Origin of the sequence: Rhodococcus sp. RS1C4 (assembly GCF_002258225.1) — a bacterium.
GTDB classification, from domain to species: Bacteria; Actinomycetota; Actinomycetes; order Mycobacteriales; family Mycobacteriaceae; genus Rhodococcoides; species Rhodococcoides fascians_E.
This window is the reverse complement of the sequence record NZ_NOXZ01000032.1, coordinates 48175-61842: the sequence shown is the minus strand read 5'-3', so window position 1 is coordinate 61842 and position 13668 is coordinate 48175. Positions and strand designations below refer to the sequence as shown.

At 64.9% G+C, this 13668-nt stretch carries 12 protein-coding genes; 4 read left to right on the top strand and 8 right to left on the bottom strand.

All coding sequences use genetic code 11. The annotated features are described in order from the left end of the window. Positions 1–41: 41 nt before the first annotated feature. Positions 42–893, top strand: coding sequence for an Hsp70 family protein (locus CH289_RS16805; protein WP_256977270.1), 852 nt, complete (start codon positions 42–44; stop codon positions 891–893). Here the strand turns inward: CH289_RS16805 and CH289_RS16800 are convergent. From CH289_RS16800 to CH289_RS16770, 7 genes are all read right to left on the bottom strand, one after another. After that, on the bottom strand, positions 883–1659 hold the full coding sequence (locus CH289_RS16800; RefSeq protein ID WP_033190361.1) for an enoyl-CoA hydratase: 777 nt from the start codon (positions 1657–1659) through the stop codon (positions 883–885). The genes CH289_RS16805 and CH289_RS16800 overlap by 11 nt on opposite strands. Then, positions 1656–2564 carry a 3-hydroxyisobutyrate dehydrogenase gene (gene mmsB, locus CH289_RS16795; RefSeq protein WP_037104646.1) on the bottom strand — a complete coding sequence of 303 codons (909 nt, stop codon included), beginning with the start codon at positions 2562–2564 and terminating at the stop codon, positions 1656–1658. The genes CH289_RS16800 and mmsB overlap by 4 nt, the downstream gene beginning before the upstream one ends. After that, complete coding sequence (locus CH289_RS16790) at positions 2561–3658, bottom strand: enoyl-CoA hydratase/isomerase family protein (protein ID WP_094725095.1); 1098 nt, start codon at positions 3656–3658, stop codon at positions 2561–2563. The genes mmsB and CH289_RS16790 overlap by 4 nt, the downstream gene beginning before the upstream one ends. Then, on the bottom strand, positions 3655–4794 hold the full coding sequence (locus CH289_RS16785; protein ID WP_019667246.1) for an isobutyryl-CoA dehydrogenase: 1140 nt from the start codon (positions 4792–4794) through the stop codon (positions 3655–3657). The genes CH289_RS16790 and CH289_RS16785 overlap by 4 nt, the downstream gene beginning before the upstream one ends. A 3-nt stretch (positions 4795–4797) precedes the next feature. Continuing rightward, the gene (locus CH289_RS16780; protein WP_094728199.1) at positions 4798–6303 is read right to left on the bottom strand and encodes a CoA-acylating methylmalonate-semialdehyde dehydrogenase; all 1506 of its coding nucleotides are present in this window, start codon (positions 6301–6303) and stop codon (positions 4798–4800) included. A gap of 81 nt (positions 6304–6384) precedes the next feature. Continuing rightward, positions 6385–7137 carry an SWIM zinc finger family protein gene (locus tag CH289_RS16775; protein WP_020113146.1) on the bottom strand — a complete coding sequence of 251 codons (753 nt, stop codon included), beginning with the start codon at positions 7135–7137 and terminating at the stop codon, positions 6385–6387. After that, on the bottom strand, positions 7137–9953 hold the full coding sequence (locus CH289_RS16770) for a DEAD/DEAH box helicase (protein WP_094728198.1): 2817 nt from the start codon (positions 9951–9953) through the stop codon (positions 7137–7139). The genes CH289_RS16775 and CH289_RS16770 overlap by 1 nt, the downstream gene beginning before the upstream one ends. Before the next feature lie 142 nt (positions 9954–10095). Here CH289_RS16770 and CH289_RS16765 point away from each other — a divergent pair, with 142 nt between their 5' ends. The 3 genes from CH289_RS16765 to CH289_RS16755 all read left to right on the top strand — a co-directional run bounded on the left by CH289_RS16765 (position 10096) and on the right by CH289_RS16755 (position 12620). Then, positions 10096–11001, top strand: a complete 906-nt coding sequence (locus CH289_RS16765; protein WP_094728197.1) for an NADP-dependent oxidoreductase — start codon at positions 10096–10098, stop codon at positions 10999–11001. Between the two features lie 115 nt (positions 11002–11116). Next, complete coding sequence (locus tag CH289_RS16760) at positions 11117–11785, top strand: HNH endonuclease family protein (protein WP_037140428.1); 669 nt, start codon at positions 11117–11119, stop codon at positions 11783–11785. Between the two features lie 16 nt (positions 11786–11801). Next, a complete protein-coding gene (locus CH289_RS16755) occupies positions 11802–12620 on the top strand; it encodes a shikimate 5-dehydrogenase (protein WP_094728196.1) in 819 nt (272 codons plus the stop codon). 172 nt (positions 12621–12792) lie between these two features. Here the strand turns inward: CH289_RS16755 and CH289_RS16750 are convergent, their stop codons facing one another. Beyond that, positions 12793–13668 carry a LysR family transcriptional regulator gene (locus tag CH289_RS16750; RefSeq protein WP_052083243.1) on the bottom strand — a complete coding sequence of 292 codons (876 nt, stop codon included), beginning with the start codon at positions 13666–13668 and terminating at the stop codon, positions 12793–12795.

The following is a 13668-nucleotide window of genomic DNA, read 5'->3' as shown; positions in this document are numbered from 1 at the left end:
ACCGGGTGTGGCGGGGGCCGCTCCCAGGTTGGAGCAAAGCAGTGTTGGTTGTGGGTGTAGGCGCGGGGGCACACGGTGCGCGCGCGATCCTGACGTATCTCGACAGTCCTCATCGCGCGCCGGTGGCGTCGCGTACCGTGCGTCGCCGACGAGGTCAGTCGTTGGTGTCCACGATCTCCGACGGGGTGTCCGCCCTGCATGCCATCGCCGCCAAACTGTCTCTACCGGTGCAGTATTCGGCCATCGCGTACCGGCTGGCCGAGGAAGCCGACGCCATCAGCGCTCACCGTGATCCGCGCTACGCCCAACTCGTGCACGAACCCGCGGCGCAGCTGCGTTACCTTCGGTTCACCGGAACCGTTCCCGCGCACGGATCGACGGTGCTGTGCGATCTGGGGAGCACCGGTATGACGGTGTCCGTGCTGGATCTGGCCGCGGGGAGAACCGTCGCCGCCCGTCGAACAGAGACGTTCTGCGGTGACGACCTGGACCACCTCGTTCGCCGACATCTCGCCGACCATGGAGTCCGGACGGACATCGACTCGTCCCGCGCACTCAAGGAGCGGCTCAGTGACGGCGGAGTGGTGAGCGCACACGATCCCGACGGCGCTGGCCACCACGTGCTGACGCGCCGCGACTTCGACGACGTCATCGCCGGTCCGGTGCGCTACGCGACGATGGTGGTTGAACAGACGATCGAACTGTCCGGCACCAAACCTGCGTCCATCGTCCTGCTCGGTGGGGGCGCCAACGTCACCTCGATCGGCGCGGCCTTCGAGAAACGCCTGCGCCTGCGGACGGTGGTGCCGCAGCGCCCCGAGCTCGTGTCGGCCCGGGGCGCCGCGTTGCTGTCCACGATCAGTGGTGCAACCGATCAGCAGTTCAGCGATTGACGAACTTGGCCTGACGCTTCTCCACGAACGCGGCCATGCCTTCCTTCTGATCGTCGGTCGCGAACGTCGAATGGAACAGGCGACGCTCGAACCTGACTCCCTCGGCGAGCGACGACTCGAACGACCGGTTCACGGCGTCCTTCGCCATCATCGCAACAGGAAGCGACATCTCCGCGATCGTGGTCGCCGTGGCGATGGCGTCGTCGAGCAGGTCGGCTACCGGGACGACACGAGAGACGAGGCCGGCTCGCTCGGCCTCCTCGACCTTCATGTTCCGCCCGGTCAGCACCATCTCCATCGCCTTGGCCTTGCCGACCGCACGAGTCAGACGCTGCGAACCACCGATTCCGGGAATGACGCCGAGCTTGATCTCGGGCTGGCCGAACACCGCGGTGTCCGACGCGATCAGGACGTCACACATCATCGCGAGTTCGCACCCACCGCCGAGTGCATAACCGGACACCGCCGCCACGATCGGCGTCCTGGCCGCGGCGAGACGATCCCACGCCGTGAAGAAGTCGTCGAGGTAGACGTCCATGTAGGACTTGGGCTGCATCTCCTTGATGTCCGCCCCGGCAGCGAAGGCCTTCTCCGAACCGGTGATGAGGATGGCGCCGATGTTCTCGTCACGATCGAGTTCCTCGACGACCGAGACGACCTCGTGCATCAGCTGAGAATTGAGCGCGTTCAGTGCTTTCGGTCGATTCAGGGTGATGATGCCGACGCGCCCACGACGCTCGAGCAGAATGGTCTCGAAATCCGTCACTGTGCTGCTCCTGTCGAACGCTCACGAATGTCGTTGATGATGCCGGAGAAGTCGACATCGGTACCGCCGCCGGACGTCTCCTTGAACTTCGCGTAGATCTCGGCGGCCTGCAACCCCAGAACTCCCTCGACACCATTGTCGCGCAACGCATTGGCGGCGAGACCGAGGTCCTTGTCCATCAGAGCAGCGGCGAAGCCCGGCTTGTAGTCGTTGTTCGCCGGCGACGTGGGGACTGGGCCCGGAACCGGGCAGTTGGTGGTGAGCGCCCAACACTGACCGGACGCCGTCGACGCAACGTCGAACAGAGCCTGATTGCTGAGTCCGAGCTTCTCCCCCAGCACGAACGCCTCGCTGATCGCGATCATGGACACGCCGAGGATCATGTTGTTGCAGATCTTGGCGGCCTGACCGTTACCGGCCTGCCCGCAGTGCACGACCTTGCGGCCCATCACATCGAGAACCGCTGCTGCCGAAGCGAAGTCCTCCTCCGAGCCACCGACCATGAACGTCAACGTCCCCGCAGCCGCCCCGCCGACTCCGCCGGACACCGGCGCGTCGAGACCACGGTGGCCCGCGTCGTCGATCAGCTTGTGCGCGGCGTGGGCGTCGGCGACATCGATCGTGGAACTGTCGATGAACAACGTGCCCGGCGCCGCCGCCGGCAGCAGATCCTTGTACAGATCGAGAACAAGCCGTCCGTTCGGAAGCATCGTCACGACGATGCCCGCGTCCTTCACTGCCGCCACCGCAGAGTCGACGACGGTCACCCCGTCGGACTCGGCCTGCGCCAATGCCGCCGGGACCAGATCGAAGCCCTGCACCGTGTACCCGGCCTTGACCAGATTGGCCGCCATCGGGCCGCCCATGTGGCCGAGACCGATGAAGCCGATCGTCTTCTCACTCATGTGTTCTTCTCCAGTCCCATCGGTCGTTTCTGCAGGCTCCACTCCAGCCCCAGTTCCCTGTCACCCAACGATGCGAAGTACCGATCGACGTCGGCGTCGGTCACGTCGGCGAGCGTCGCCGGCGACCACTTCGGGTTTCTGTCCTTCTCCACGACCTGCGCGCGGATGCCCTCGACGAGATCGTGTGATTCGAGGCTCGCTAGCGAGACTCGATACTCCTCGTTCAACACCTCCTCGAGCGACGACGCCGTAGCCGCGTGCCGCAGCGAGCGCAAGGTCACCTTCAGCGAGACAGGCGATTTCGATTCGATGTCGCCCGCAGCTTTCTCGGCGTCGGGTATCCCGCTGCCGCGCAGTCCGTCCACGATGGCCTGGACACTGTCTCCTGCGTAGTACCTGTCGATCCACTCACGCGATGCATCGAGCGTCGACGCAGGTGCTTCTTCGGTGAACTCGTCGAGAGCGTCGGACAATTCACCGGATTCCAGGGCGTCGTAGAATTTCTCCAGATTCTCCGACGGCATGTAGTGGTCCGCAAATCCTGCTGCGATCGCGTCGCCTGCGTCCATGCGCGCCGTCGTCAGGCCGAGGTGGGTGCCGAGTTCTCCCGGCGTCCGGGCGAGGAGGTACGTGCCACCGACGTCGGGGATGAAACCGATCCCGACTTCCGGCATCGCGATCTTCGATCGCTCGGTGACGATTCGGACGTTCCCGTGAGCGGACAACCCGACGCCGCCGCCCATGACCACACCGTCCATGATGGCGACGTACGGCTTCGGGAATCGGGCGATCGCCGCGTTGAGAATGTATTCGTCGCGCCAGAAGTCCTTCGAACCGCTGCCGCCGTCCTTGGCGTCGTGGTAGATCGAGACGATGTCGCCGCCCGCGCACAGACCACGTTCGCCTGCGCCGACGAGCAGCACGAGGTCGACGTCGTCGGCGGTAGCCCACTGGTCGAGCTTCGGCGCAATCTGCTGCACCATCGCGTGATTGAGCGCGTTGATCGCCTTGGGGCGGTTCAGCGTGATCCGGCCGACTCCGCCGGCGACGTCGAACAGCACTTCTGCTTCGGATTCGGTAACTGCCTCGGTCATGCTGCTCCCACTATCGAGCGAGCCACCACGACTCGCATGATCTCGTTGGTTCCCTCGAGGATCTGGTGCACACGAAGATCGCGGACGATCTTCTCCACACCGTATTCCGCGAGGTAACCGTATCCACCGAGCAACTGCAGCGCAGCGTTGGCGACCTCGAAACCCGTGTCCGTGGCGAATCTCTTTGCCATCGCACACAGTTCGACCTTGTCCGCCTCGTCGTTCTGCAGTGCGTCGGCGGCGCGCCAGAGCATGGTGCGTGCAGCTTCCAGTTCGGTCTTCATGTCCGCCAGCCGGAACTGCAGAGCCTGCGAGTCCAGCAGCCGGGCACCGAACGCCTTGCGTTCGAGGAGATAGGCAACGGCCTTGTCCAGTGCGCTCTGCGCCCCGCCGATGGAGCAGGCTGCAATGTTGAGCCGGCCACCGTTGAGTCCGTTCATCGCGATGCGGAAACCGTCGCCCTCGTTACCGAGGACGTTGGCGGCCGGGACGCGAACGTCCTCGAAGATGACTTGGCGTGTGGGCTGGGCGTTCCACCCCATCTTCTTCTCGTTCGCCCCGAAGGACAGACCGGGCGAATCTTTGGGCACGATGATCGCGGAAATTCCCTTGGGACCCGCAGTGCCCGTTCGGACCATCACGACGTACACGTCCGACGTACCCGCACCGGAGATGAACTGCTTGACGCCGTTCAGCACATAGTCGTCACCGTCGCGAACAGCCTTGGTACTCAAGGCCGCCGCGTCGGACCCCGCACCGGGCTCGGTGAGGCAGTAGCTGCCCAGCTGGTCCATCGAGCACAATCCCGGCACCCACTGGCGACGCTGTTCGTCGTTGCCGTAGGTGTCGATCATCCACGTCACCATGTTGTGGATGGAGATGTAGGCCGCGATCGACGGATCACCCGTCGCGAGCTGCTCGAAGATGCGGACCGAATCCAGCCGCGTCAAGCCGGACCCACCGACGTCCTCACCGATGTAGATACCGCCCATTCCCAGACCGGCCGCCTTGCGCAACACGTCCACCGGGAAGTGCTTGTTCTGGTCCCATTCGACTGCATCGGGAGCGAGGAACTCGTCGGCGAAATCCCGTGCGGTTTCGTTGATCGCCTTTTCGTCTTCGGTCAGTGTGAACATGCGTCAGTCCATGTTGGGGATGACGAAGTGATTGGCAGCTTGCTCCTTGGTGCCCGACGGCCACCGCTGCGTGACGGTCTTGGTCTTGGTGTAGAAGCGCACCGAGTCCGGTCCGTGCTGGTTGAGATCGCCGAAGCCGGACCGCTTCCAGCCGCCGAACGTGTGGTAAGCGATCGGCACCGGGATCGGGACGTTGACGCCGACCATGCCGACCTGCACGCGCGAGCAGAAGTCGCGAGCAGTGTCGCCGTCACGGGTGAAGATGGACACGCCGTTGCCGTATTCGTGCTCGGTGGGCAGACGCAGTGCGTCCTCGTAGTCCTCGGCGCGCACTACGATGAGGACCGGTCCGAAGATCTCTTCCTTGTAGATGCGCATGTCCGTGGTGACCTTGTCGAACAACGTTGCGCCCGCGAAGAATCCGTTCTCGTGGCCCTCGAGCACGAAGTCCCGGCCGTCGACGACGAGCTCGGCTCCTTCGTCGATCCCGATCTGGGTGTAGTCGTTGACCCGCTTCAGCGCATCGCTTCCCACGAGCGGCCCGAAGTCCGCGGCCTCGTCGTCGGAGCGGCCGATCTTCAGCGTCGCGACGCGTTCCTTCAGCTTGGCGACGAGTGCATCGGCAGTCTCCTCACCGACAGGAACGGCAACCGAGATGGCCATGCAGCGCTCGCCCGCGGAGCCGTAGGCAGCACCGAGGAGGGAGTCGGCGACCTGATCGAGATCGGCGTCGGGCATGACGAGAGCATGGTTCTTGGCGCCACCGAAGCACTGGGCGCGCTTGCCGTTCCTGGCGGCTTCCTCGTAGATGTACTGCGCGATCGGGGTCGATCCGACGAAGCCGATGGCCTTGACGCGATCGTCGTTCAGCAGCACGTCGACGGCGTTCTTGCCGCCGTTGACGACGTTGAAGATGCCCGGCGGCAAACCGGCTTCGAGGAACAGCTCGGCCAGTTTGAGCGGTACCGACGGGTCACGCTCGGACGGCTTGAGGATGAACGCGTTGCCGCACGCAATGGCCGGGCCTGCCTTCCACAGCGGGATCATCGCCGGGAAGTTGAACGGGGTGATACCCGCGACGACGCCGAGCGGCTGCCGCATCGAGTAGACGTCGATTCCGCCGCCCGCGCCTTCGGTGTACTCACCCTTGAGCAGGTGCGGGATACCGACGGCGAACTCGACGACCTCGAGGCCGCGCTGGATGTCGCCCTTGGCGTCGGCGATGGTCTTGCCGTGCTCGCTCGACAGCAAGCGAGCGAGCTCGTCCATGTCGCGGTTGATGAGCTGCAGGAACTTCATCAGCACGCGGGCGCGGCGCTGCGGGTTCCACGTCGCCCACTCGCGCTGCGCCTGCTCGGCGTCGGCGATGGCCGCCTCGACCTCGGCGTCACTGGCCAGCGGAACGAGCGCCTGAACCTCGCCGGTATTGGGGTCGAACACGTCGCCGAAATTCCCCGACTCTCCGGGAACGTGCTTGCCGCCGATGAAATGCGTGAGTTCGCGAGCCATGGAATCCGTCCTAACAGGTACGAGAATGAAGTGTGCTCATCCTATAGTCGGACTTCCATGTATGTCCAGCAGGTGAGCGGGTCAGAGCCGGTCGTACAACGCCCGCAGCTCGGCAACAGCCCGGCTGACCTCGGCCTCGTTGGACCCGTCGGCTCGGAAGACCTTGCGCAGGATCAGCGGGTCCAGGTCGTCCATCGCCGGCGCCGACGTCGGTTTCGGAAGAGCGGGCAGTCTGGCGTCGTCCCCGAACCAGTCGCCGGAATCGAGTTCGTCGTCGCCGTCACCGACGCCCTCGATCAGTTGATCCAAATCGACGCCGCGGAGCGTCAGAATTGTCGCGGCGGACGCATCGACGTGTTCGGCGGCGATGTACATCAAGGCAGCCGCATGCTTGCACGGCCAACCGTCGTCGGGGCAGGTGCAGTCGAAGTCCAGCTGACCGCGGTCGTGCGGAAGAAGAATCGACGCCAGTGCCTGTGGGATCGAGTTGGACGCCAGTTCGGCCAACATTCCTGGGTTGGATGCGACGCGGCTCATCAGCGCCGAGATCTGACCGTCGGTCAGCGGATCGACGGTGATCGACGCCGAGAACGGTTCCAGCTGGCTGCCCTGAACCTCGCCGTAGATCTGGCCGCGTTCGACACCGAGATTGAGCACCTGGCCCTGTCGCGCGTACGTCCGGCCACGGGCGATTCTGCCCGGATCGGCCAGGTCCTCCATGGCGGTGACGAAGTGCCTCCCCCACCAGGTCTGGCCGAATGCACCGCGCTTGTTGCGGGACTCGATGCCGCCCTTGGCTTTCCGACGCTTGCCATACTGACTGAAGTCGACCATCACTCACCTACCGCGTCTTCGCTGAGACGGAACAGTTCGTGCAGTTCTGCGGTATCCATCTCGGTCACCCAGTTCTCGCCGGTGCCGACGGCGAGATTCGCGAGGTCTTGTTTGGAGTGCAACATCGAATCGATGCGCTCCTCGACCGTTCCGACACAGAGCAGCTTCTGCACCGAGACGTTCTTGCGCTGGCCGATCCGGAAGGCGCGGTCGGTCGCTTGGTTCTCGACCGCCGGATTCCACCAGCGGTCGAGGTGCACGACGTGGTTGGCCGCGGTGAGGTTCAACCCGGTTCCACCTGCCTTGAGCGAGAGCATCATGATCGGTGGGCCGCCGTCGGCTTGGAAGGCCTCCACCATCGCATCACGCTTCGATTTGGTGACACCGCCGTGCAGGAACGGCACGGCGGTGCCGAACCTTTCCGCGAAGAACGGCGCGACGATGTCGCCGAACTCCCGAAACTGCGTGAACAGCAACGCTTTCTCGTTCTCCCCGAGGATCGAATCGAGCATGTCCTCGACGAGGCCGATCTTTCCGGAGCGATGGTGCCCGCGCTTGAGCACCGGCGAGCCGTCCGACAGGAAGTGCGCTGGATGGTTGCACACCTGTTTCAGCCTCGTCAGCGCAGACAGCACGGCGCCCTTGCGCTTCATCCCCTTGGCGTCGGCGATCTGGGCCATCATCTCGTCGACGACGGCCTTGTACAGGCCCGCCTGCTCGGCGGTGAGGTTCGAGCGCACCGTCATCTCGTTTTTCTCCGGAAGATCGGAGATGACGGCGGGATCGGTCTTGACCCGTCGGAGAATGAACGGAGAGGTGATGGCGCGCAGGCGTGTCACCGCGTTCTCGTCTTTCTCGCGTTCGATGGGAACGGAGAAGCGCTTGCGGAAATCCGTTGGTCTGCCCAGCATTCCAGGGTTGGCGAAGTCGAGGATCGAGCGGAGCTCGTCCAGTCGGTTCTCGACGGGAGTTCCGGTGAGGGCGATCTTGTGCTCGGCCGGAATGGCGAGAGCCGCCTTCGCCTGCCCCGTACCCGAGTTCTTGATGTGCTGCGCTTCGTCGAGCACGACCCGACGCCACGTCCGCTCCGCCAACTGCGCCCGATCGCGCGCCATCAGTGCATACGTCGTCACGACGAGATCGTGCGCGGAAATGGCGTCTCGAAGTTCGTCACCGCTCAACCGCGCCGCACCGTGGTGAACCATCACGCGTAGGCCGGGGGTGAACTTCGCGGCTTCGCGCTGCCAGTTTCCGACGACCGACATCGGCGCCACCAGAAGCGTCGGCGTCGTACTCCGTTCGTGCGCGAGCAAGGTGAGGACCTGCAGAGTCTTGCCGAGCCCCATGTCGTCGGCGAGTACCGCTCCGAGTCCCAGCCTGCTCATGAACGCCAGCCACTCCACACCACGCTGCTGGTACGGCCGCAGGGTTGCGTTCACGCCCGGTGGAAGCGGAATCGGCTCCGGGCTCGCTCCCGGCTCGAGCAGCGCCTTCGCCCATCCCGTCGCCCGGATGTCCTGAACGGACGCCGGAGGCGGATCGGCAAGGGTCATCTCGCGCATCAGCTTGCCGAGCGGGGTCCCGTCGCCGTGGTGCTCGGCGACGTATTTGGCGGCGCGGGCGAGTTGACCACCGTCGGCGAGCACCCACTGCCCGCGCAGACGCACCAGGTCACCCTTGGATACGGCCAGGCGGTTCATCTCGGCCTCGGTGAGGACCATGTCGCCGAGCTGAAGTTGCCAGTCGTAGGAGACCAGTTCCTCCATGCCGACGGCTCGGTCGGCGGCGGCCTTGGTCACCGCGGGTGATTCCACCCGCAAGCGCATCGACGGATCCAGCCGCGTCCATGCCCGGGGCAGCAGCACCGTCGTTCCGGTCGCCTGCAGTGCCGTCGCGCCGTGCTCGACGAGATCGATCACCACCGACGTGGGCAGCAGGAGATCGAGCGTGCCGTCCTCCGATGGCAGATCCCGCAGCCGCGGGTACGCCGCCACGGCCTCGCCGAGCTTGCGCACGGCTGTGGAGAGCAGGGTCGCGTCGACGCGGCGGTTCATCGGAACCGGCACGGGCGCTTCGCCGTCGGCGCGCAGACACACCTGCAAGGTCCAGAACGCTTCGCCGAAATCCGCAGAATCTTCGGGCTCGTCGTCGGTGGGTTCGAGCAATCGCAGTACCAGCGACGGCTCGTCGACGGTGAGGGTTTCCCGCCACTTCTCCAGCAGAGTCGAGGCCTGCTGAGTGCCTTCCACGTAGGGGTCGTCCAGAACGAGGGCCGACAGCAGCGGGTGTTCCGGAAAGGGTCTGCCCAGCACCGACCTGACGATGGGATCGGTCAGCTCGGCCAGCATGTCGTCCAGGATTGCCTTGGGTCTGTGGGCCGCACGCTGCACGGACGGCATGGCCGCGGCGAGTTCGCTGGCCCAGGCCCGTTGGCGCTCCCCGCCCACCAGACGCCACCTCGGCCACCACGTCCCTTCCAGTCGGACGAGCGAGGGTACGACTCTGCCTGCGCGCGCCCACCGCTCGATGCCGTGCGCGACGTGCGCCAGATACTGCAGATCACCTGCGATCAGCGGATGCGGCGTGATCCTGAGCAGCAGGTCGGCTGCATTGAACGGCACGAGCGCGATCGCGGGAACGCTGGCCGTCGGGGGCCGCCCCCCGTCGGTCGGCGGGAACGTGACCTCGACTCGGTGACGAAACGGTCTGCCGAATACCTGCGCGAGCGCGGCAGGTAGAGCGGGCTCCGTACCGGTGGTGACCTCGTCGTCCCACAGCGCCAACCCGCTGCCGGGAGACCAGAGACCGTGAAGCACTCGTCCATCCAACCAGGGTGCTCGGTTACGGATGGGCGTGGTGTGCCGGTTGCCGCACCGTGCGCGGGGTCCGTGCGACGCCGACGGGCGAGAAATGGCACACCTCGCCCACCGACTACCGGACATTTGGCACAGTGGATGAATGATCGCTTATGGGTTCAGTGAGTACGGAGGTCCCGAAACCGAGTATTTCCTCGACGTGCCGATTCCAGACCCCGGACAGGGACAGGTGCTGGTAGCGGTGCATGCAGCCGGGGTGAACCCTGCCGATTGGAAGGTGCGGGCCGGCAACCGCAAGGACACCGTACAAACGTCCCTACCGGCAGTTCTCGGCCGTGAGGTGTCCGGCACGGTGGTTCAGGTCGGTACTCATGTGGACGGTTTCTCGGTGGGCGATCGAGTGTTCGGATCCACCGCGGCCGGTCACGGCGGGTACGCGCAGTACACGGTGCTGAACGCGTCCAGCGCCGCACACAAGCCCGATGCCGTGACGTTCGCCGCCGCCGCCACGCTGCCGGTTGCGGCAGGTACGGCCTACGACGGTGTCGACCAGCTGGGCCTCGCGAGCGGTTCGACGTTGCTGGTACTCGGCGCGGGCGGCGGGGTCGGTTCCGCCGTGCTGCAGATAGCCAAGGCGCGCGGTCTGAACACGATCGGCGTGGCCGGCACGGGCAAGCAGGAGTGGGTGTCCGGCCTCCGGGCTCGTTTCGTCCCCTCCGGCGAACACTTCGCCGACGCCGTGGACACCGTGGTGGACGGCATCTTCGATCTCGTCGGCGGGGACACATTGAAATCGGCGGTATCGCTGACAAAGCCCGACGCACCTGTCGTCAGCGTCGCGGATCCCGTGCTCGCGACGTCGCTGGGCGGGTCGGGCGTGCACCGCAGACGAACCACGGAGGCGTACGAGGCCGTGGCCGACCTGGTGGCCACCGGTGTGCTGACACCTCGGATCGACCAGGCCTTCCCGCTCGAGCGGGCAGGCGAAGCACTCGCGACGGTGGAGCGCGGCCACGCAACCGGCAAGGTGATCATCGAAGTCGGCTGAGCAATCAATGTCGGTGGGGTGCGGCACAATCGTGTCCGGATAGACCGAGTACGACGATTGGGCGTGTGTGAAGAAGCTGCGTGTGGCGCTGCTGTTGCTGGTGGCCGCTCTGGCCATGACTGCATTCGGGTCCTGCGACAGAGCGTCGATTCCAGGTTTTTCGCCGCCTCCCCCGGCGCCGGGTAGTCCCACACGAGTGCAGATCGAGGATCTACTTGCACGGGTTCAGGTGGTCGCGGACAGGCCCGACAACCCGGGATACGAGCGGGGCTGCAAAAGCGGGGAGGGCTGCGTGTTCGGTCCGGCGTGGACCGACGATTACGACGGGCCCGGCGGTCACGACGGCTGCGGTACCCGCGACAACGTCCTGGCGCGTTCCCTCACCGAGGTGACGTTCCGCGACGGGACTCGGAACTGCGTGGTCACGTCGGGGGTTCTCGCGGACCCGTACTCCGGTGAGTCCGTCGAATTCGTCAAGGCCGACGCAGGCAAGATTCAGATCGACCACGTCTACCCACTGTCCGCGGCCTGGGACATGGGCGCGAACGCATGGACACCGGACAAGCGAGTCCAGTTCGCCAACGACATCGACTTCAACCTCCTTGCCGTGAACGGGCCCGACAATCAGTCGAAGAGCGACTCCACTCCAGCGCAGTGGCTACCACCCAACGCCGCGTACCGATGCTTCTACGCGGGCAAGTACCTGTCCGTCGCGGCGCAGTACGCGCTGCCGATCACACAGGCGGACCAGCGCGCTCTCTCGTCGGTGGCGCAGAACTGCTGAGAGTAAAGTCCGAACGATGTCCTCGCGCAGCTTCCTCGACCGTGAAACACAACTGTGCATGTCGCTCTCCGGTCGCCCGAGCAACATCGGTACCCGTTTTCACAATTACCTCTACGACGAACTCGATCTGAACTTCGTCTACAAAGCCTTCACCACGACCGATCTCGCCGCAGCGATCGGCGGGGTTCGCGCGCTCGGTATCAGAGGCTGCGCAGTGTCGATGCCGTTCAAGGAGGACGTCATCGCGTCGATCGACGTGATGCACGAGTCGGCTAGTGCCATCGAATCGGTCAACACCATCGTCAACGAAAACGGCGTACTGCACGCGTACAACACCGATTATCAGGCAGTCGCGAATCTGCTTGCGTCATCAGGCTTCTCCACCGACTACACGGTCTCGGTGACCGGTAGCGGAGGAATGGCCAAAGCCGTCGTTGCAGCACTTCGTGATTCGGGATTCACCCGAGGCACCGTCGTCGCCCGCAACGAGGTCACCGGTCCGGCTCTGGCCGCCGCCTACGGATACGAGTGGTCTGCCCGCACCGTCCAGGCCGACCTGCTAGTCAACGTCACCCCCGTCGGAATGGCGGGCGGCCCCGACGCCGATGCCTCGCCATACTCCGACGAGCAGATCCACGGGGCCCACGCAGTGTTCGACGTAGTCGCCATGCCGTCGGAAACACCGTTGATCGTCAAAGCCCGGGCCGCAGGCAAGCCCGTCATCACCGGCGCCGAGGTCATCGCACTTCAAGCCGCCGAGCAATTCGTCCTCTACACCGGCATCCGGCCAACGAACGAGCAAATCCAGCGGGCGTCTGAGTTTTCGCGGAGCTAGCCCGAAGACCGTGCAGGGTTGGCCTGGGGAACGCTTGATATTCGCACTCCATCACACGGTGACTTCAGCACAATCGAACGTAACGTCCGTGCAGGCTGGAGCCTGTATCGAGGCTATCGGGCCGATCGATTCCGAAACAACGCCCTCGGTAGTCCGCATGGTCGGTATCCCCCTACACGTAGGTACCGCGATTCCGGGGCAACTCCCAACGAAAGTGTCGTTCGATGTAATCGTTCAGCGCGGTTGTCGGGGCGTCGGCGGGCCCGGAGTGTTCGACGACGAAATCGACCGAGGGAAGCTCGGGAAGGCGAGTGGCTTCTTCCAGACCACCAGGAATCGACGTGGACGCGTACACGCTGTACCCCACGCCCGCGAGTGACGCCAGGTGGGCCTCGCGGCGCGAGCACACCTCGGTCGGTGTTCGATAGTCGTAGCCGCCGAGATTCAGCACCTCGATTGCCGCGTCGCGGACCCAAGTGGGTGGGAGATAGACGACGACGGACTCGCGGGAGCGGGAAGGACATCTCGAGTGAGGAGCCCGAGCCCATACGAGTCGGTCGTGACCGACGACGGTGCCGGCGGAACTTGCAGGTCGACAAGCCATCAGTGCGGAGTCGATGTCGTGCGTGCCGAGACGACGCCGGAGTTGCTGGGCGTCGTCGTCGACCACGAGTTCCAGCGTGACATCGGGGTGTTCTTGTCCGAAGTTGCGAAGCACTACCGGAACAGGCCCCGCCAGTAGATCCTCGGTTGTCCCGAATCGAACACTGCCGGACGCACGAGGTGCGGAAAAGAAGGTGGTTGCTGCCTCGTGCGCCGCGAGTATCCGTCCTGCATGTTCGGTCAGGACACCACCCGCGGCCGTCGTCGTCACCCTTGTTCTCCGTCCGGAAGACCGAAGAAACAAGGTTTGCCTCGTTGCGTGTTCCAGCCGAGCTACATGACCGCTGACCGTCGACTGACGCAGACCGAGGGTGTCGGCCGCAGCCGTGAACGAGCCTGTACGTTCGACTGCGAGGAACGTTCTGAGGAGGATCGGGTCGAGCAT

Excerpts from the sequence above, each read along its gene's own strand:
- CH289_RS16750 (WP_052083243.1), bottom strand. The coding sequence starts at position 13,668 with ATGCTCGACCCGATCCTCCTCAGAACGTTCCTCGCAGTCGAACGTACA.
- CH289_RS16775 (WP_020113146.1), bottom strand. The coding sequence starts at position 7,137 with ATGGTCGACTTCAGTCAGTATGGCAAGCGTCGGAAAGCCAAGGGCGGC.
- CH289_RS16760 (WP_037140428.1), top strand. The coding sequence starts at position 11,117 with ATGACTGCATTCGGGTCCTGCGACAGAGCGTCGATTCCAGGTTTTTCG.
- mmsB (WP_037104646.1), bottom strand. The coding sequence starts at position 2,564 with ATGAGTGAGAAGACGATCGGCTTCATCGGTCTCGGCCACATGGGCGGC.
- CH289_RS16755 (WP_094728196.1), top strand. The coding sequence starts at position 11,802 with ATGTCCTCGCGCAGCTTCCTCGACCGTGAAACACAACTGTGCATGTCG.
- CH289_RS16785 (WP_019667246.1), bottom strand. The coding sequence starts at position 4,794 with ATGTTCACACTGACCGAAGACGAAAAGGCGATCAACGAAACCGCACGG.
- CH289_RS16765 (WP_094728197.1), top strand. The coding sequence starts at position 10,096 with ATGATCGCTTATGGGTTCAGTGAGTACGGAGGTCCCGAAACCGAGTAT.
- CH289_RS16790 (WP_094725095.1), bottom strand. The coding sequence starts at position 3,658 with ATGACCGAGGCAGTTACCGAATCCGAAGCAGAAGTGCTGTTCGACGTC.
- CH289_RS16780 (WP_094728199.1), bottom strand. The coding sequence starts at position 6,303 with ATGGCTCGCGAACTCACGCATTTCATCGGCGGCAAGCACGTTCCCGGA.